Source organism: Streptomyces sp. NPDC001292 (assembly GCF_042896465.1).
Lineage (GTDB): Bacteria > Actinomycetota > Actinomycetes > Streptomycetales > Streptomycetaceae > Streptomyces.
Genome location: NZ_JBIAXG010000013.1, coordinates 56,607 through 74,620 on the forward strand (window position 1 = coordinate 56,607; position 18,014 = coordinate 74,620).

The following is an 18,014-nucleotide window of genomic DNA, read 5'->3' on the forward strand; positions in this document are numbered from 1 at the left end:
GGTCAGCCGTGCAGTCCGCACTCGGTCTTGGCGCTGCCCGCCCAGCGGCCGGCGCGCGCGTCCTCGCCCTCCAGCAGGCGCCGGGTGCAGGGCGCGCAGCCCACGGAGCCGTAGCCGTCCATCAGCAACGGGTTGGACAGGACGCCGTGTTCGGCGATGTAGGCGTCCACGTCGTCCTGCGTCCAGCGGGCGATCGGGGAGATCTTGACCTTCCGCCGCTTCTCGTCCCAGCCGACGACCGGGGTGTTCGCCCGGGTCGGGGACTCGTCGCGGCGCAGCCCGGTGGCCCACGCCGTGTAGCCCTTCAGGCCCTCCTCCAGCGGGCGCACCTTTCGCAGCCGGCAGCACAGGTCCGGATCGCGGTCGTGCAGCTTCGGGCCGTACTCGGCGTCCTGCTCGGCGACCGTCTGCTCCGGGGTGAGGGTGATGACGTGGACGTCCATCACGGCCTCGACCGCGTCGCGGGTGCCGATGGTCTCCGGGAAGTGGTAGCCGGTGTCGAGGAACACCACGTCCACGCCCGGCATCGCGCGGGAGGCGAGGTGTGCGACCACCGCGTCCTCCATGGACGAGGTGACGCAGAACCCGCGGCCGAAGGTGTCGGCCGCCCACTGGAGGATCTCCAGCGCGGAGGCGTCCTCCAGGTCGCGGCCCGCCTGTTCGGCCAGCGCCTTCAACTCGCCCTGGCTTTCTCCTTCCTGAGTGGGCGTCATGTGAGATCGTCCCCTTCGTGGCCGGCTCGCCGAACGCCCCGGGCGAGCAGCCCGAGGAACTTCAGCCGGAAGGCCCGGTTGCATCCCGCGCACTCCCAGGCGCCTCCCCCGACCTCTCGGCTTCGCTCGTGCAGGGGGGACCCCCATCCCTCCTCGCTGGGACGGAGGTCCTCCTCGCCGCAGTACGGGCAGTAGAAGGGGGCGGCCCGCTCGCTCATGACAGCTCCTCCTCGGACGCCCGGGCGGTCCAGGCGGCGAACCGCTCGCCGTCCTCGCGCTGCTCCTGGTAGCGGGTCAGGACCCGCTCGATGTAGTCGGGCAGCTCCCGCGCCGTCACCTTCAGTCCGCGCACCTTGCGGCCGAAGCCGGGCTCCAGGCCGAGCGCGCCGCCCAGGTGCACCTGGTAGCCCTCGACCTGCTCGCCCCGGTCGTCGACCACCAACTGGCCCTTGAGACCGATGTCCGCCACCTGGATGCGGGCGCAGGCGTTGGGGCAGCCGTTGAGGTTGATGGTGATCGGCTCGTCGAAGTCCGGCAGGCGGCGCTCGAGTTCGTCGATCAGCTGGGCGCCGCGCGCCTTGGTCTCGACGATGGCGAGCTTGCAGAACTCGATGCCGGTGCAGGCCATGGTGCCGCGCCGGAACGAGGACGGCCGGGCGGTGAGGTCCAGGGCCTCCAGACCGGCGACCAGCGAGTCGACCTGGCCCTCCTCGACGTCCAGGATGATCATCTTCTGCTCGACGGTGGTGCGGACCCGTCCCGAGCCGTGCGCCTCGGCCAGTTCGGCGATCTTCGTCAGGGTGGCGCCGTCGACGCGGCCGACCCGCGGGGCGAAACCGACGTAGTGACGGCCGTCCCGCTGCCGGTGCACCCCGACGTGGTCGCGCCACTGCTGGACGGGCTGCTCGGGGGCGGGCCCGTCGACGAGTTCGCGCTTCAGGTACTCGTCCTCCAGCACCTGGCGGAACTTCTCCGCGCCCCAGTCGGCGACCAGGAACTTCAGCCGGGCCCGGTTGCGCAGCCGCCGGTAGCCGTAGTCACGGAAGATCGACAGGACGCCCTCGTAGACGTCCGGGACCTCCTCCAGCGGCACCCAGGCGCCCAGCCGCACGCCCAGCTTGGGGTTGGTGGACAGGCCGCCCCCGACCCACAGGTCGAAGCCGGGCCCGTGCTCGGGATGGCGCACGCCCACGAACGCGACGTCGTTGATCTCGTGGACCACGTCAAGGAGCGGGGAGCCGGAGATGGCCGTCTTGAACTTCCGGGGGAGGTTCGAGTACGCCTTGTTGCCCAGGACGCGGCGCTGCATCTCCTCCAGCGCGGGGGTGGCGTCGATGATCTCGTCCTCGGCGATGCCGGCGACGGGGGAGCCGATCATCACGCGCGGGGTGTCGCCGCAGGCGGTGACCGTGGACAGGCCGACGGCCTCCAGGCGGTTCCAGATCTCCGGCACGTCCTCGATCCGGATCCAGTGGTACTGGATGTTCTGCCGGTCGGTGATGTCGGCGGTGCCGCGCGCGAACTCCTGCGAGACCTCACCGATGACCCTCAGCTGACGGGTGGTCAGCCGGCCGCCGTCGATGCGCACGCGCATCATGAAGTAGCGGTCGTCCAGCTCCTCCGGCTCCAGGATCGCGGTCTTGCCGCCGTCGATGCCGGGCTTGCGCTGGGTGTACAGCCCCCACCAGCGCATCCGGCCGCGCAGGTCGCTGGGGTCGATCGAGTCGAAACCGCGCTTGGAGTAGATCGTCTCAATGCGTGTCCGCACATTGAGACCGTCGTCGTCCTTCTTGAACTGTTCGTTGCCGTTGAGCGGGGTCAGGTGCCCCACGGCCCACTGCCCCTCGCCGCGGTGACGGCTCACCTTGCGGCGGGGCGCGGTGGGGTTCTGCGGGGAGGCGGCCATGGTCGATACGTCCTTCGGGACAGCGGGAATGCGGCTCTGACCTGCGCGGTTGCAGGCGCATGGGCAGACGCGCAGGCGTGCGCGTCCGTGCGCAGGGCGGGGTAAAGCAGGAGAAGCGGGAAAACCGGTGGTGCCGGACCGGTGGCCGTCAGGCCACAGCGGGCGGGGTCAGCTCGCCGGACAGATGGCGCTGGACATGCGGCCGTGGTCGACGTGTCGTCGGCTCACCAAGGCGATTCCAGTTCCAGACATGGCGAAAGCCTGGCACGGCGATCTGGACAGCGTCCAGCTTCGTCCGGCATGCGGACACCCCTGTCCCGGGATTCAGGACAGGGGTGTCGTCCGGCGCATCGGCCGCGATCGTGCGCGCACCCGCAGGTCAGTCCGGGTACGCCCCCGGCCAGGGGCCCGGAGCGGCCACCGCCGGTTCCTCCTCGACCTTGGTGTCGAAGAGTTCGAAGCCACGGCGCTGGTAGTTGTCCATCGCGTATTCGCCGTCCTTGCTGCACGTGTGCAGCCACACCCGCTTCGTCGGCGTCCGCCCGGGCCAGCGGTCGGCCAGGTCCCAGGCGCGGGCGGTGCCGCAGGACAGCAGGTGGCCGCCGATCCGCCGGCCGCGGAAGGCCTCGATCAGCCCGAAGTAGACGATCTCCACGACGCCCTCGTCCTGCGCCTCCAGCTCGACGTAACCGGCCGGCGTGCCGCGGTCGTACGCCACCCACGTCTCGACACCCGGACGCTCCAGGTACTCCCGCCACCGCGCGTACGTCCAGCCCAGCCGGTCCGTCCAGCGGATGTCGCCACCGACGGAGGCGTACAGGAACCGGCTGAACTCGGGGGAGGGAACCTCGGACCGGACGACCCGTACGTCCCCCTCGGGCACGGCGGCCGGCAGGAGATCGGTCGGCGAGGTCTGCTCCAGGGACCAGGTGGTCACGGCGATGCTCGTCATGCCGGTCAGGGAATCATCCGCGCCGGGCCCGTGTCGATCGGGAGTGCGGGGTCTCACTCGGGACGTGCCCGCCGGCCCGGCGCGGCTCCCGACCGACGGCCTACCGCAGCCCCCGTTCGACCGCGGACAGCGGCAGCGCGAACAGCATCCGGCCCGACAGGGACCAGACCTCGCCGGTCTCCTGCCAGTAGGACAGGGACCCGGTGCCGTCGCCCCAGCAGCGGTGGGTGTCCTCGGAGCCGCACTCGGCGGCCTTCGCGCCGCGCTGGTCCTGTCGCCACAGCGTGCCGTGGGTGCCCTCGTCCGCTGGGCGGCCCAGGTACCAGTCCGGCGGCGCGGACGGGCCCGGGCGGTGTGACAGGACGCCCCGGACGTCGTCCGCCTTCGTCCCGTAGGCCTCGTCCGAGGTCACGCTGCCGCCGGAGTCGGTGGCCAGCAGACCGGAGCGACCGGGGGCTCCGCTGAAGGAGTAGCGCCACAGGCGCGTGCGGCGGCCGCCGTCCGTGGGCGCGGCCTGGCTCGCGACGAGGCTGGCCGGCCCGGAGCTGCGGTCCAGGGAGAGGCCGTCCGGGCAGGGCAGCGCGGAGAGGTCCGCGCCGGCCGCCCGGACGCAGTTGCCGTCGGCCGGGCGGTAGGAGGCGACCGCGGGCAGCACCCACCGGTAGCCGTGCGCCGACCAGCCGCCCGCCACCCGGCCCACCGCTTCGCCGTCGACCGTGGCGCGGTGGATGCGGCGCAGGTCGTAGACGTAGAGCGCGTCGCGCTCGCCGCCGGAGGTGGTGACCAGCAGCTTGTCCCGGTACCAGACCATTCCCGACACGCTCGAGACGAGCCCGCGGAAGTCGCGTCCGCCGTCGACCGGGACGGCGAGCAGCGCCCAGGTGTAGGTGAGGTGGCCGGGGTCGTCGGCGTTGACGAAGGCCACCCGGGCCAGACCGCGGCCGTCGCCGCCGTCGTGCGTCCAGCCGGAGAGGATCACCCGGTGGGCGCCCCACCGGCCGCCGTCCTCGGCGTCCCCGGAGGTGGTCACCGACTCAGGCCGCCACAGGCGGGTGGCGGAATCCGCGGGGTCCCAGCAGTACGCGCGCGTCGCCGCCGGCTCGACGGGCAGCGCCTTCTTCTCCTCGGCGCTGCACTCGGCCGCGCCGCGCAGCGAACGGTCGGCGCCGCTGAGCACCGTGCCGACTCCGACCGGCCGGCCCATCGCCGCGGCGAGCCGGTCGAGGGTCCGCTGCGGCACCGGCTGCTCGGTCAGCCGCAGACGGCCGAGCTCGGCGGACGAGGTGAGCGGCTTCAGGGCCCCGGGGTCGTCGGCGACCGTGGCCTGCGAGGTGCTGATCATGGTGGCGGCCGCGGTCAGCGCGAGGCCGGCCCCGGCCAGGACGGCGCGCAGCGCCCTGCCCCGTCTGCGCCTGCGGTGTCTGCCGCGCTGCTTCATACAGCCCCCTTTTCAGGGCTCGGTCCGCCTACGGGGCGCCGGTTCCGCGCACACGGGCCAACTGCTTCGGGAGGTCCGAGCGTTGACCGAGGAGCGGCTGGGGCGACCCTCGGGCGATGCTACGGCAGTCCGGCCCGCGACAAGTCGAAGACCCTGCAAATATGCGGAAGATGCCACCCGGGGACCGAAACGTTGACCTGACGGGACCACACAGGTCACCCACCCGCGTCACTCACGGCACGGTGATGACGCGCTCCCCGGGTACCGCCGGTGCCGCTCGTACCGCCGGCCGCCGAGTGGGGGAGGAGGTCGGCCGGGTCGTCCGGGAGGAGCAGTTCGACGTCGGTGTTCTCGCGGAAGCGGTAGGGGCGGTGCTCCAGGAAAGGGCCCAGATAACGCCGTACCCGCGACATCTCGGCGCGGACGGTCACCTTGCGGGCCGGATCGCCGAACACGGCCTCGGCCAGCTGCGAGGCGCTGCGGCCGGAGCGGTGCACCGCGAGCAGGTAGAGCAATTCGGCGTGGCGCGGACTCAGTTCGTGGGTCCAGGAGCCACCGCCGCCCAGGACGGTCACCGACCAGCGGCGCGGCCGGGTCAGGTCCAGCACGATCCGGGCGCCGTCGTGCGGGGCAGGTTCCTCACCGGCCCGTACCAACCAGCCGTCCGCCAGCGGCTCCAGGAAGCACGGACCGATCACCGGCAGCCACCCGGGGCCCGGTGAGCGGGACTTGGGCAGCGGGATCCGCGCCGTGTACGGCATTCCGGTCACCGCCGCCGTCCAGCCGTCCGCGTCCACCACCACCGCCCGGCCGTCCAGCCGGGCCAGCACCGGCGCCGCGACCGCCCGCAGCCGCTCCAGCGAGGCCAGATGCAGCTCCCGCAGCCTCGCCTCGGCCAGTTTCGCCACCGAGCCGACCCAGGCCAGCGTGGCCGGATGCATGGTCTCCAGCGGTCCGCTGACGTTCACCACGCCGAGGAGCCGGCCGTCACGAGGATCGGTGACGGGCGCGCCGGCAGAGGTCCACGAGGTGTGCGCGCGCACGAAGTGCTCGGAGGCGAAGACCTGTACGGGCCGGCGCAGCACCACCGCCGTGCCCACCCCGTTGGTGCCGACGGCGTCCTCCCGCCAGTCGGCACCGACTTCCAGACCGATCCCGTCGGCCCGGCACAGCACCTGCGCACTGCCCTCCCGCCACAGCACCCGGCCCTCCGCGTCGGCGACCACGACGATGTGGGGGGCGACGTCCGAGGCCGGCAGCAGCCCCTCCCACAGCACCGGCAGCACATGCCGCAGCGGGGACGCCTCCCGGCGCCGCCGCACCTCGTCGCGGGGCAACAGCCCCGAACCGGCGTCCTGCTCGGGGTCCAGACCGCTGCGCAGCAGCCGCTCCCAGGACTGCCCGATCAGCGGGCGCGGTGCCACCCGGGCACGCTGCCCGGCGAGCGTCGCCGAGCGTGTCTCGCTGAGCACCCGTGCCGCCTGCGCCGGATCGACGGCGACGAGCTGCGCCACGTCCACCGGCGCCTTGGCCACTGAGTCCTCCCGTGAAAGGGGTCCGGGCAACCGGATTCCCCGGGGCGCCCGGGCCATGCCGCCGCTCCCCTTCCGGCTGCCCCGTTCACCCTGCCGCCCGTCCGCGCCGGAGACCCGCCCTCCGCTCACACGGGCGCGCGAGTTGCAACCCCTTGCAACCCTGGTGAACAACCCTGAGTTCATTGAAACTTGTTCAACGTCGCCGTGTGCGGCGTATACGGCCTGGAACGGGCCAGAGGAGCGGGGGTGGTGCCGTGTCGGCGCAGCACCACCCCCGCGTCAGTGCGCGGGGCGCGCCCGTTCCACCACCGCCGCCAGGTTCAGGGTGTGCGGCAGCGCCCCGAAGGCCGCTCCCCACTCGCCGCCCAGCCGCGAGGCGCAGAACGCGTCGGCGACGTCCGGCGGGGCGTACCGTACGAGCAGGGCCCCCTGGAGCACCAGCGCCAGCCGTTCGGTCAGCCGCCGGGCTCGGGCCTCGACGCCCTCCAGATCGGCGAGTTCGGTGAGCAGCTGCTTGATCGCCGCGTCCAGGCGGTGGTCGGCGCCGCGCGCCAGGCCCACCTCCCGCAGATAGGCGTCGAGCGCCTGCGGCTCCCGCGTCAGCGCCCGCAGCACGTCCAGCGCCTGTACGTTCCCGGCGCCCTCCCAGATCGAGTTGAGCGGCGACTCGCGCACCAGACGGGGCATCCCGGACTCCTCCACGTACCCGTTGCCGCCCAGGCACTCGGAGGCCTCCACGGTCAGCGGCGCGCACCGCTTGGTGACCCAGTACTTGGCGGCCGGCACCGCGATCCGCAGCAGGGCCCTCTCCTGCTCGCCCCCGTCGTCGTAGGCGGCCGCCAGGCGCAGCGCGAGCGTTGTCGCCGCCTCCGACTCCAGCGCGAGGTCGGCCAGCACGTTGCGCATCAGCGGCTTGTCGAGGAGCCTGCCGCCGAACGCCTCCCGGTGCGCGCAGTGGTGCACCGCCTGCGCCACCGCCTGCCGCATCAGCCCCGCCGACCCGAGCACGCAGTCCAGCCGGGTCGCCGCGACCATCTCGATGATGGTGCGCACCCCCCGCCCCTCCTCGCCGACCCGGCGCGCCCAGGTCCCGTCGAACTCGACCTCGGCGGAGGCGTTCGACCGGTTGCCCAGCTTGTCCTTCAGGCGCTGGATCAGGAACTCGTTGCGCGTGCCGTCCGGCAGCACCCGCGGCACCAGGAAGCAGGTCAGCCCTCCCCCGTCGCCTTCGGCACGGGAGGTACCTCCAGGGGCCTGGGCGAGCACCAGGAACCCGTCCGACATCGGCGCCGAGCAGAACCACTTGTGCCCGGTCAGCTCGTAGGCGCCGTCCTCGGCGAGCGGCCTGGCCGCGGTGGTGGCCGCCCGTACGTCGCTGCCGCCCTGCTTCTCGGTCATGCCCATCCCGAACAGCGCCCCGGCCTTCAGGTGCGCGGGCCGCAGTTCGCGCTCGTAGATCACGGACGTCAGCCGCGGCTCCCACTCGGCGGCGAGCTCGGGGTCGGTGCGCAGCGCGGGCACGGCCGCGTGGGTCATCGACAGCGGGCAGCAGGTGCCGGCCTCGACCTGTGTCCACACCAGGAACGCGGCCGCCCGCCGCACATGCCCGGCCGGACGGTTCCAGGCCGCCGTCAGCCCGGCCGAGACGCCCTTGCCGAGGAGCCGGTGCCAGGCCGGGTGGAACTCGACCTCGTCGACGCGGTGGCCGTAGCGGTCGTGGGTGCGCAGCCTCGGCGGGTTCTCGTTGGCCTGGGCCCCCCACTCCTGCACCTGGGCCGAGCCCGCGGCCTGCCCGAGCGTCGTCAGCTCCGCGCGCACCTCGTCGAGCAGCCCCGCCTCCACGTGCCGTCCGACCGCCTCGGCCAGGGCGCGATCGGCGGCGAAGACGTCGTAGCCGACCAGCGGCGGCGGCTGGTTGGTCACGCTGTGCGTGCTGGGTGCCATAAGACGGAACCTACCCCGCGGTACGGCGCCGGGCATCACGCGGCCGCCCGGCATCGTGCCTGCCGGGCCGGCGGGGGTGTCCTGCCTGGTGGTCGCCCCCGGCGGGTGAAGGGAGCGGGGCCGACGGAGATACCTTTGGGTCGTGCAGCAGTCAGCCAGCGAATCCCCCGAAAGGCCGTCCGGCCGCCTCCACCGGGCACGAGCCCTCTACCGGAACGTATCCAAACGCAGGACCGCCTGGCTGCTGCTGAAGGACACCGTCGACTCGTGCATGGAGTACCGGATCCTGGGGCTGGCGGCCGAGGCGGCGTTCTTCTCCCTGCTGTCCGTGCCGCCCCTGCTGCTGAGCCTGATCGGACTGCTCTTCTACGTCGACACCTGGACCGGCGCGCACACCATCGCCAGCCTGGAGCGCAACATCCTGGACGCCTCCCGCACGGTCCTGTCCGACCAGGGAGTCAAAGAGATCACCCAGCCGATCCTGCGGGACGTCATGAAGGGCGGCCGGCCCGACGTGATCTCCATCGGGTTCGTGTTCGCCCTGTGGTCGGGCTCGCGCGCGGTGAACGTCTTCATCGACACCATCACCGTCATGTACGGCCTCGACGGCGTGCGCGGCATCGTCAAGACCCGGCTGCTGGCCTTCGGGCTGTTCGTCGTGGCCCTGCTGATCGGTTCGATCGCGCTGCCGTTGATGGTGGCCGGGCCGGACGCGGTGGTGCGGATCGTGCCGTGGTCGACGACGGTCGTCCAGGTCCTGTACTGGCCGGTCGTGATCGTGCTGTCCGTGATGTTCCTGACCACGCTGTACCACGTGTCCGTGCCGGTGCGCTCCGCGTGGATCGAGGACGTGCCCGGCGCCCTGGTCGCCCTCGCGATGTGGGTGGTGTGCAGCTTCCTGCTGCGCATCTACCTCACCAGCACCGTGGAGGGCCCGACCATCTACGGCTCACTGGCCGCGCCGGTCGCCGTGCTGCTGTGGATCGGTGTGTCCGCGTTCGCCGTGCTCGTCGGGGCGGCGGTCAACGCCGCCATCGACCGGGTCTGGCCGGCCGCCGCCACGGCCTCCGCCCGTGCCGCCAACGAGCGGGTGCGCGAGGCGCAGATCGTCGAGTACGTCGCCCGCGCCGCCGCGACCCGCGAGCACGAGCCCGACGACCCGGAGGATCCCGACATGCCCGCGGAGTTCCCCGAGCGGTGGTCGCGCTTCCTGCCCCCGGAGGACGTGACGGCACGGCTGCGCGCCCATGTGAAGACCACTCACGCGCGCAGCCCGCACAAGGACGACCAGAACGGCTCGTCGAAAGAGTGACCGGACACCGGTCCGCGCCGCCCGGTGCGGCCTGGCGGCCCGGGGCCTTCCGCGACCTCCCGCGCGAGCCCGGCGGCGTAGGGTCGTCCGCCATGGACCGCCGACTCCTCGTCCACACCCGCACCGCCGACCACCGCCACGACTCCATCCCGGACGCGGTCGCCGCGCTGCGCGCCCTCGACGGCTTCGAGGTCGAGCACACCGAGGACCCCGAGCCCCTCGCCAGGCCCCTGGAGCGGTACGCCGCCGTCGTCTTCCTCTCCAGCGGCGGCGAGGTGCTCACCCCGGCCGGCCGCGAGCGCCTCGCGGCCTGCGTCGAGCGGGGCGGCGGGTTCGTCGGTGTGCAGGCGGCGGCCTGTACGGAGACTTGCCGTACTACGGCGAACTGCTCGGCGCCCGGTTCGCCCGGCACCCGGAGTACCAGCCGGGCGGGGTCCTGGTCGAGGACCGCGACAACCTTCCCCGCTCATCCCCCACCCCGTGGATCGCGCTCGTGCCGCTGGAGCACACCTGGCTGGTGGGCTCGAAACGTCCGACCTCCGAATCCGGCTCCGCCGGAACGATCCGGCGACGCTCCGCGCCGCCACCGCCGGATTCGCTTCGCCACCGGCGTGAACACCGGTGCACTGCGAACGAATCCCGGTAGCGCTCCACCGGACGGCGGTGTCGGCGGCCCGCGCGCCGGAATACCGGGAGACGATGGGGCGCTTTGGTGATACCGGTGCGGAACGCGGCGAAGGACTGGTGGGCGCATGACGGCCGACAGATCGGACCCCGTGGTCACCACCCCCTACGGGGCGGTGCGAGGCAGACGTGAGCACGGGGTGGCCGTGTTCCGCGGCGTCCCGTACGCCGCACCCCCCTTCGGCCCCCGGCGGTTCCGGCCGCCGGTGCCGCCCGAGCGCTGGGACGGTGTGCGCGACGCCGCCCTCTTCGGCCCGACCGCGCCGAAGCCTCCGTACTCCGAGGCCTTCGCCCGGTACCTGTCCGACCCGGTCGTCCCCGGCGACGACTGCCTCAACCTCAACGTGTGGACGCCCGACCCGTACCCGGGCGCCCGGCTCCCCGTCATGGTCTGGCTGCACGGCGGCGCGCTGACCCGCGGCTCCTCCGCCGTCCCCGTGTACGACGGGCGTGCCTTCGCTCGTGACGGCGTCGTCCTGGTGTCCGTGAACTACCGGCTCGGCGTGGAGGGCTACGGACTCTTCCCGGACGCCCCCGCCAACCCCGGCCTGCGCGACCAGCTCGCCGCCCTGCGCTGGGTCCACGAGTCGATCGGGGCCTTCGGCGGCGACCCGGACCGGATCACCCTGTGCGGCCAGTCGGCCGGAGCCATCAGCATCGGCGCCCTGATCGCCGCCCCGCAGGCCCAGGGCCTGTTCCGGCGCGCGGTCCTCCAGAGCGGGCCGCCGGAGGCCGCCGACCGCGGCAACGTGCGGCGGATGGTGCGCCGCATGGCGACCCGGCTGAAGGTGCCCGCCACCGCCGAGGCGTTCGCCGCCGTCGACCGGGACCTGCTGCTGCGCACGCAGGCCGAGATCGGCCGGCTCAGCAGCCCGGTCCTCGGCGGGCCCGCCTTCGGCATCGTCGTCGACGGCGACCTCGTCCCGCGCGACCCCCTTCAGGCCCTGGTGGAGGGCGACGCGGCGCGGGCAGCCGACCTCCTCATGGGCTGGACCCGCGACGAGTACCGGCTGTGGCTGGTCCCGGGCGGGCTGCTGGAACGCGTCGACCGGCTCGGAGCGGTCGCGCTGGCCGGCGCCATGGCCCGCTGCCACTGCGGGCACGAGGTGGTCCGCGGCTACCGGGCGCTGCGCCCCGGGGCCGGCACCGCCGAGATCGTCGGCCAGCTGGTCACCGACCACCTGCTGCGCCGCCCGCTGCACCGCCTGGCCGACGCCCGCCCGGGCTCGTCGTACGTCTACGAGTTCGCCTGGCCCTCGCTGCTGCCCGACCTCCGCGCCTGTCACGCCCTGGAACTCGGATTCGTCTTCGACACCGGCGACGTCCCGGACTCCCGCAGGCTCGCCGGGGAGGGCGCCCCGCAGGAGCTGGCCGACGCCATGCACGCGGCCTGGGTCCGCTTCGCCGCCGACGGCGACCCCGGCTGGCAGCCCTGGGACGCCACCCACCCGGTCCGCGTCTTCGGCGACGGCCCCCCGCACACGGTCCACGGCCCACGCGACGCAGAACTGGCCCTCTGGACGGCCACCCCCGAGCCGCCCCCCGCCCCCGACGGCACCCGAGCCCGCGCCACCGAACTCCGCGCGGTGGTACGACGCCTGCGCCGCCCCGGCGGGGTGGACGGCCACTGACGGCCCTCGCCGGGAGGAAGGAGCCACGGCCCGGGCGGGGCCCGGGACGACCGGCCGAGGCCGACAGCAACCGGGCGATTCGTGTTCGCCCGGGGCCACGCCCGTTCGCCTGGGGCCGCGCCCGCCAGGAGCCGCCGACCGCCCGGCCGGGTGCCCGACAGGGGCGCGGGTGTTCTGTCTGGCGCGTCGGCGGGCGGTAGCTCGCCCGCCAGGGTGCGGTGGGACGGCTACGGGCTCGACAGCGTGCGGGCGATCTTCCTGATGGCCCGGTTGCGTTCGGCAGGAGTCCTCGACCGGCCGGGTGCCGGAAGAGGGGCGGGGTTCTGCCTGCGGCGCCGACTGGTGGATTGCCCCAGGGTGCGGTGGCCGCTACCGGGGCGACAGCACGCGGGCGATCTCCGAGATCGCCCCCGGCCCCACTCGGCAGCAGCCGCCGATCAGGCGGGCGCCGGAGGCGCGCCAGCGGTTTACCTGGTCCGGGGTGAAAGCGGAGCGGCCGGTCCAGGTGCGGGACTCGGCGTTCCAGGACTCGCCGCTGTTGGGGTAGACCACGACCGGCTTGCCGGTGACCCCGGCTGCCGTCCGCGCCGCGGCCGCCGCGTCGCCGGGCGCGCAGCAGTTCACGCCGACCGCGATCACCTCGTCCGCGTCGGCGGCCAGGGCGAACGCCTCCTCCAGGGGCTGCCCGGCGCGCGTGCGGTCACCGGCGACGGTGTACGAGAGCCAGGCCGGCACCCCCAGCCCGCGCACCGCCCGCAGCAGCGCCCGCGCCTCCTCCGTGTCGGGCACCGTCTCCAGCGCCAGCACGTCGGGCCGGGCGGCGGCCAGCACCTCCAGGCGGGGCCGGTGGAAGCGCTCCAGCTCGTCGACGGTGAGCCCGTACCGGCCCCGGTACTCGGAGCCGTCGGCGAGCATCGCCCCGTACGGCCCCGCCGACGCGGCCACCCACAACGGCCGTACCACCCCGAGCGCACGCGCCCGCCGCGCCGCCTCCCGCGCCGACTCCACACTCAGCCGCATGATCCCGGCAGCCCGCTCCCGTCCGATCCCCCGCTTCGCGAACCCCTCGAAGGTGGCCTGGTAGCTCGCGGTGATCGCCACGCTCGCCCCCGCCTCGAAGTACGCAAGGTGCGCCTGAGTGATCGCCTCCGGCCGCTCGGCCAGCAGCCGCGCCGACCACAGCTCGTCGCCCAGGTCGTACCCGGCCGACTCCAGCTGGTTGGACATACCGCCGTCGAGCACGACCGTCCCGGCGGCGAGCGCGTCGGCGAGGGCGGCGGAGGTGACGCTGGGGATGACGCTGTTCATGGCACGACGCTAGCCGATGGGGCGCCGCATGATCCCCCTTCACGGCCCCGGTCGGCCTGACATCATCCCCGTATGACTTCCGCCGTACGCCACGTCACGATCGACTGCGCCGACGCCCACGCCCTGGGCACCTTCTGGTCCAAGGTCCTGGACCTGCCGGTGCACGAGGACGACGAGCCGGGTGACGACGAGGCGTTGATCGAGGGCGCCGGCCTGCTCTTCGTCACGGTGCCGGACGCCAAGACGGTCAAGAATCGCGTGCACCTCGACCTCCAGCCGCAGGACCGCACCCGCGACGAGGAGGTGGAGCGGCTGCTGGGCCTCGGCGCGACGCTGGTCGCCGACCGCCGCAACCCGGACGGCACGGGCTGGGCGGTGCTCGCCGACCCGGAGGGGAACGAGTTCTGCGTGGAGCGCGGTGCGGGGGAGCGGGCGGGCTGAGCGGAACGGTTCGGCCGCGGCCGAAACAACCCGGCCCTAGCGTGGGCCGCATGAGCGAGACCGTCCACGAGACACCCGCCGCAGCCGTCACCTCCATGGTCGACCACGTGCTCGAACTGGCCGCCACCTGGACAGCCTGGGACGGCACGCCCGCCCGCGTCGACGACCGTGTGTACACCCCGCACAAGGCGATCCGCCGCGTCGCCGACCACATGATCGACCACTTGGCCGAACTGGAGGCGCGGCTGGCCGGAGAAATGCCCCAGCCCGACCACTGGCACGCCTCCGCGATCACGACCGAGTCCGACCGCGCCCCCTTTACCCCCGAGGATCTCGACGAGGCGCACAGCCGTCTGACCCGACTGGCCCGGATCTGGGCCGACCGCCTGGACGCGCTCACCGACGAGCAGCTCGACCACTCGCCGGGCGAGGGCTGGAGCTTCCGCGAACTCGCCCGCCACCTCGCCGGATCCACGTACTACGCCGACGCCGTCGGTGACCTGTCGTGACCGCGTTCGCCGACCTCCACCGGGCCGACGCGCCGCTGCTGCTGCCGAACGCGTGGGACCGGGCCTCCGCCCAGTTGCTCGCCGCTCGCGGATTCCCGGCCATCGGCACCACCAGCCTCGGCGTCGCCGCCTCCGCCGGACTGCCCGACGGCGCCGCCGCGACCCGTGAGCTCACCCTCCGCCTCGCACGCGTCCTCGGCTCACAGCCCTTCCTGCTCTCCGTCGACGCGGAGGGCGGTTTCAGCGAAGAACCGGACGATGCGCCGGAGTTCGCCCGGCGACTGTGGGCGGCGGGGGCCTGCGGCATCAACCTGCAGGACGGGCTCGGGCCGCCCGAACGGCACGCCGCGAAGACCACCGCGGTGAAGTCCGCCGCACCCGGGCTATGGGTCAACGCGCGCACGGACACGTACTGGCTGGGCGACGGAGGCGTCACGCGGACACTGCGCCGGCTCGACCTCTACCAACAGGCTGGCGCCGACGCCGTGTTCGTCCCCGCACTGACCGAACCCGGGGCGATCGCCGCCCTCGTGAAGCACCTCCCCGCGCGCCGGCATCCCGCCGGCGCGCCCTCTCGGGGTCGGGTTCGGCGAGCCGGAGTCCGGATGCCGGTCACCTCTCCGTGGCCGCCGTCGAAGACGATTGGCGAGGGTGGGCGGCGGGCTCGTGCTGGTGGCGGCCGTGTCCGAGCGGTGGGGAGTGGAGCCGCGGGCGCGCCGTTCCTGCAAGGCGGTTGTGGGCGCAGGCGCGGGTCACGGAGCCAGGAGGTCGGCGAGGAAGGCGTTCGTGAACTTTCCGGCCGGGTCCAACTCGCGGGCCAGGGTGCGGAAGTCGTCCAGGCGCGGGAACCGGTCGCGCAGTACGGCCGACGGTATGGCGAACAACTTGCCCCAGTGCGGGCGGGGGTCGAGGTCCGCCAGCGCCTCCTCCAGCCGGCGCACCACCGGCAGCACGGCCGCCGTGTCCTCGATCCAGGTGAAGTGCGCGGCGACGGTGTCCCGGCCGTAGGAGGGGCTCAGCCACTGCTCGTCGGCGGCGACCGTGCGCACCTCGCACGTCCGGAGCACCGGGGCGACCGTCTCCCGGATCCCGTCGATCGCGTGCAGGACGTCGAGGGCGTACCGGCGCGGCAGCAGGTACTCCGACTGCAACTCGGCGCCGCTGCTCGGGGTGAACTCCGCCCGGAAGTGCGGCAAGCGCTCGTGCCAGGGCCCGGGCACGCCGAACTGCTGCGTGCAGTTCTGCGCCGGCATTCCCGGCACCGGGTGCAGCGCTACCTTGGCGGGCGCCGCCCATGGAAAGGCGGGCAGCGGCTGGTCGGTGCGCCGCTTGAGCCACACCTGGCGGAAGCCCGGGTCGCGCCAGTCGGTGAACAGGCTGACGCTGTACGCGGCGGCCGCCACCGTCTCGAAGTCCAGCCCTTCCAGGGGAAGTTCGGTGAACAGGTGCTGCTCGACCTCGTAGGCGGGCTCCAGGTCCAGGGTGAGCGCGGTGACCACGCCGAGCGCGCCGAGGGAGGTGACGGCCCCGCCGAACCGCGGGTCGCCCCGGCCGATGACGGCCGTCGAGCCGTCCGCGGTGACGATCTCCACCTCCCGCACGGCGGCGGCCAGCGGACCGTTGCCCACCCCGGAGCCGTGGGTGCCGGTCGCCACCGACCCCGCCACCGAGATGTGCGGCAGGGAGGCCATGTTGGGCAGGGCGAGGCCGTGCGCGTGCACCCGGCGGGCCAGCTCCGCGTACCGGAGACCGCCGCCCACCCGGACCGTGCGGGCCGCCGTGTCGACGTCCGCCTCGGCGGGCAGCGCGTCCAGGGAGAGCAGTGTGCCCCCCGCGCCCGGGTCGGCGATCTCGTTGAAGGAGTGCCCGCTGCCCAGCACACGCACCCGCGCCCTGCGGGCGACCAGCTCCCCCACCGCGTCGAGCGAGCCCGGCCGGTCCACCTCCCCGGCGGTGTAGGCGATGTTCCCCGCCCAGTTGGTCACGGCCGTCCCGGTCATCCCGCTCTTCCTCCCCGTCACGCCACGGCCCACAGGGTCAACGGGGAACCTACCCGACGGCCGCCGGGCAGTGGTTCACGGCGTCCGTGCGGGGGACCCGCCACGACCCGCGCGCGAGCGTGGGCATAACGTGAGGAGTCGTACACGCGAGTCGGGAGGAGTCAACGGGATGGGCAGCCGTACCGAGCTGGTCGAGGATCTGATGGAGCGCTTCCCGCACGTGCCGCGGGAGGCCGTCTTCAAGGAGGACCTGCTCCGGGGCGGTGTGGCCTTCGACCCGTCCGCGCTGAGTGACAACGAGAGCGGTGAGGTCAAGCCGAAGTCGTACTTCATCTTCTCCTTCGACCACGGCACCCTGCCCGAGCTGGGAGAGGCCGCGCTACGGCGCCCGCCGGAGGAGATCATCCTCACCGGCGGACCGTACGACCTGCGGCGCACCGTCGTCTCCGTACGGGTGAACCCCGCCTCGCCCTACCGCGTGGCCGCCGACGACGAGGGGCTGCTCGGCCTCTACCTCGACGGGAAGCGCGTCGCCGACGTCGGCGTGCCGCCGATGCCCGAGTACTACCGGCACACCCTCTCCAACGGGAAGTCCGTGATGGAGGTGGCCCCCACCATCCAGTGGGGCTACCTGATCTACCTCACCGTCTTCCGGGTCTGCCAGTACTTCGGCGCCAAGGAGGAGTGCCAGTACTGCGACATCAACCACAACTGGCGCCAGCACAAGGCGGCCGGCCGGCCCTACACCGGCGTCAAGGACGTCGAGGAGGTCCTGGAGGCGCTGGAGATCATCGACCGGTACGACACCCAGAAGGCGTCCACCGCCTACACCCTCACCGGCGGCGCCGTCACCTCCAAGGTGGCGGGCCGCGACGAGGCCGACTTCTACGGCCACTACGCCAAGGCCATCGAGGAACGCTTCCCGGGCCGCTGGATCGGCAAGGTCGTCGCGCAGGCGCTGCCGAAGCCGGACGTGCAGCGCTTCAAGGACTACGGCGTGCAGATCTACCACCCCAACTTCGAGGTGTGGGACCGCCGCCTGTTCGAGCTGTACTGCCCGGGCAAGGAGCGCTACGTGGGCCGCGACGAGTGGCATCGCCGCATCCTGGACTCCGCCGAGGTGTTCGGCGCGCGCAACGTGATCCCGAACTTCGTGGCGGGCGTGGAGATGGCCGAGCCCTTCGGCTTCACCACCGTCGACGAGGCCATCGCGTCCACCACCGAGGGCCTGCGCTTCTTCATGTCGCACGGCATCACGCCCCGCTTCACCACCTGGTGCCCGGAGCCCACCACCCCGCTGGGCAAGGCCAACCCGCAGGGCGCGCCGCTGGAGTACCACATCCGGCTGCTTGAGGCCTACCGCGCCACGATGGACGACTTCGGCCTCTGCTCGCCCCCCGGCTACGGCCCGGCCGGCCCCGGCCACGCGGTGTTCTCGGTCAGCTCCTTCATGGACAGCCTGCCGGCGGAGCGGACGCCGCGGGAGACCGCGGAGCAGGGGGCCGACGGGGCGGCACGGTAGGCCCTCCGCGGCGCGTTTTCGGGTCCCGTGAGTCGAATGGGGGCTTTCGGTCCTACTACGGAGCGGAGTTGAGGACCACGGGATCCGTCACGACAATTGCATATGCGGCTTGTCAGTTG

At 73.3% G+C, this 18,014-nt stretch carries 14 protein-coding genes and 2 pseudogenes; 7 read left to right on the forward strand and 9 right to left on the reverse strand.

The window, feature by feature from the left end; genetic code table 11:
• Positions 1-2 precede the first annotated feature (2 nt).
• The 7 genes from ACFY4A_RS16350 to ACFY4A_RS16380 all read right to left on the reverse strand — a co-directional run bounded on the left by ACFY4A_RS16350 (position 3) and on the right by ACFY4A_RS16380 (position 8,488).
• Complete coding sequence (locus tag ACFY4A_RS16350; RefSeq protein WP_390830101.1) at positions 3-713, reverse strand: phosphoadenylyl-sulfate reductase; 711 nt, start codon at positions 711-713, stop codon at positions 3-5.
• A complete protein-coding gene (locus ACFY4A_RS16355; RefSeq protein ID WP_390830102.1) occupies positions 710-931 on the reverse strand; it encodes a hypothetical protein in 222 nt (73 codons plus the stop codon). The genes ACFY4A_RS16350 and ACFY4A_RS16355 overlap by 4 nt, the downstream gene beginning before the upstream one ends.
• Entirely contained in the window at positions 928-2,619 is a 1,692-nt protein-coding gene (locus ACFY4A_RS16360; protein ID WP_390830103.1) for a nitrite/sulfite reductase, read from the reverse strand. Before ACFY4A_RS16360 ends, ACFY4A_RS16355 begins: the two co-directional genes overlap by 4 nt.
• Positions 2,620-2,998: 379 nt before the next feature.
• Complete coding sequence (locus tag ACFY4A_RS16365) at positions 2,999-3,571, reverse strand: GNAT family N-acetyltransferase (protein ID WP_390830104.1); 573 nt, start codon at positions 3,569-3,571, stop codon at positions 2,999-3,001.
• 100 nt (positions 3,572-3,671) lie between these two features.
• Entirely contained in the window at positions 3,672-5,009 is a 1,338-nt protein-coding gene (locus ACFY4A_RS16370) for a hypothetical protein (protein WP_390830105.1), read from the reverse strand.
• A 215-nt stretch (positions 5,010-5,224) separates the two neighbouring features.
• Positions 5,225-6,544, reverse strand: a complete 1,320-nt coding sequence (locus ACFY4A_RS16375; RefSeq protein ID WP_390830106.1) for a GAF domain-containing protein — start codon at positions 6,542-6,544, stop codon at positions 5,225-5,227.
• Between the two features lie 279 nt (positions 6,545-6,823).
• On the reverse strand, positions 6,824-8,488 hold the full coding sequence (locus tag ACFY4A_RS16380; protein ID WP_390830107.1) for an acyl-CoA dehydrogenase family protein: 1,665 nt from the start codon (positions 8,486-8,488) through the stop codon (positions 6,824-6,826).
• A gap of 142 nt (positions 8,489-8,630) precedes the next feature.
• On the opposite strand from ACFY4A_RS16380, the gene ACFY4A_RS16385 reads away from it, so the two are divergent.
• The 3 genes and pseudogenes from ACFY4A_RS16385 (at position 8,631) to ACFY4A_RS16395 (ending at position 12,115) form a co-directional block, all read left to right on the forward strand.
• The gene (locus tag ACFY4A_RS16385; protein WP_390830108.1) at positions 8,631-9,800 is read left to right on the forward strand and encodes a YihY/virulence factor BrkB family protein; all 1,170 of its coding nucleotides are present in this window, start codon (positions 8,631-8,633) and stop codon (positions 9,798-9,800) included.
• Positions 9,801-9,892: 92 nt separating this feature from the next.
• Positions 9,893-10,284, forward strand: a pseudogene (locus ACFY4A_RS16390) (ThuA domain-containing protein); the annotation flags it as partial.
• A 268-nt stretch (positions 10,285-10,552) separates the two neighbouring features.
• A complete protein-coding gene (locus ACFY4A_RS16395) occupies positions 10,553-12,115 on the forward strand; it encodes a carboxylesterase/lipase family protein (protein WP_390830109.1) in 1,563 nt (520 codons plus the stop codon).
• A gap of 369 nt (positions 12,116-12,484) precedes the next feature.
• Here ACFY4A_RS16395 and mmuM read toward each other — a convergent pair whose 3' ends face one another.
• Positions 12,485-13,423: a homocysteine S-methyltransferase gene (mmuM, locus tag ACFY4A_RS16400; RefSeq protein ID WP_390830110.1), complete on the reverse strand. Its 939-nt coding sequence runs from the start codon at positions 13,421-13,423 to the stop codon at positions 12,485-12,487.
• Positions 13,424-13,495: 72 nt separating this feature from the next.
• Between mmuM and ACFY4A_RS16405 the strand changes: the two genes are divergently transcribed.
• The 3 genes and pseudogenes from ACFY4A_RS16405 to ACFY4A_RS16415 form a co-directional block, all read left to right on the forward strand.
• Complete coding sequence (locus ACFY4A_RS16405) at positions 13,496-13,864, forward strand: VOC family protein (RefSeq protein ID WP_390830111.1); 369 nt, start codon at positions 13,496-13,498, stop codon at positions 13,862-13,864.
• Positions 13,865-13,914: 50 nt separating this feature from the next.
• Positions 13,915-14,373, forward strand: a complete 459-nt coding sequence (locus tag ACFY4A_RS16410) for a hypothetical protein (RefSeq protein ID WP_390830112.1) — start codon at positions 13,915-13,917, stop codon at positions 14,371-14,373.
• Positions 14,370-14,978 (forward strand): annotated as a pseudogene (locus tag ACFY4A_RS16415) (isocitrate lyase/phosphoenolpyruvate mutase family protein); the annotation flags it as partial. The gene ACFY4A_RS16410 and the pseudogene ACFY4A_RS16415, both read left to right, overlap by 4 nt.
• Positions 14,979-15,125: 147 nt before the next feature.
• On the opposite strand, the gene ACFY4A_RS16420 reads toward ACFY4A_RS16415, so the two are convergent.
• On the reverse strand, positions 15,126-16,373 hold the full coding sequence (locus ACFY4A_RS16420) for an FAD-binding protein (protein ID WP_390830113.1): 1,248 nt from the start codon (positions 16,371-16,373) through the stop codon (positions 15,126-15,128).
• Positions 16,374-16,542: 169 nt separating this feature from the next.
• Here ACFY4A_RS16420 and ACFY4A_RS16425 point away from each other — a divergent pair, with 169 nt between their 5' ends.
• On the forward strand, positions 16,543-17,895 hold the full coding sequence (locus tag ACFY4A_RS16425; protein WP_390830114.1) for a radical SAM protein: 1,353 nt from the start codon (positions 16,543-16,545) through the stop codon (positions 17,893-17,895).
• Positions 17,896-18,014 lie beyond the last annotated feature (119 nt).

Coding starts and splice junctions, on each gene's coding strand:
- ACFY4A_RS16350 (WP_390830101.1), bottom strand. CDS start 713: ATGACGCCCACTCAGGAAGGAGAAAGCCAGGGCGAGTTGAAGGCGCTG.
- ACFY4A_RS16355 (WP_390830102.1), bottom strand. CDS start 931: ATGAGCGAGCGGGCCGCCCCCTTCTACTGCCCGTACTGCGGCGAGGAG.
- ACFY4A_RS16360 (WP_390830103.1), bottom strand. CDS start 2,619: ATGGCCGCCTCCCCGCAGAACCCCACCGCGCCCCGCCGCAAGGTGAGC.
- ACFY4A_RS16365 (WP_390830104.1), bottom strand. CDS start 3,571: ATGACGAGCATCGCCGTGACCACCTGGTCCCTGGAGCAGACCTCGCCG.
- ACFY4A_RS16370 (WP_390830105.1), bottom strand. CDS start 5,009: ATGAAGCAGCGCGGCAGACACCGCAGGCGCAGACGGGGCAGGGCGCTG.
- ACFY4A_RS16380 (WP_390830107.1), bottom strand. CDS start 8,488: ATGGCACCCAGCACGCACAGCGTGACCAACCAGCCGCCGCCGCTGGTC.
- ACFY4A_RS16395 (WP_390830109.1), top strand. CDS start 10,553: ATGACGGCCGACAGATCGGACCCCGTGGTCACCACCCCCTACGGGGCG.
- mmuM (WP_390830110.1), bottom strand. CDS start 13,423: ATGAACAGCGTCATCCCCAGCGTCACCTCCGCCGCCCTCGCCGACGCG.
- ACFY4A_RS16405 (WP_390830111.1), top strand. CDS start 13,496: ATGACTTCCGCCGTACGCCACGTCACGATCGACTGCGCCGACGCCCAC.
- ACFY4A_RS16410 (WP_390830112.1), top strand. CDS start 13,915: ATGAGCGAGACCGTCCACGAGACACCCGCCGCAGCCGTCACCTCCATG.
- ACFY4A_RS16420 (WP_390830113.1), bottom strand. CDS start 16,373: ATGACCGGGACGGCCGTGACCAACTGGGCGGGGAACATCGCCTACACC.
- ACFY4A_RS16425 (WP_390830114.1), top strand. CDS start 16,543: ATGGGCAGCCGTACCGAGCTGGTCGAGGATCTGATGGAGCGCTTCCCG.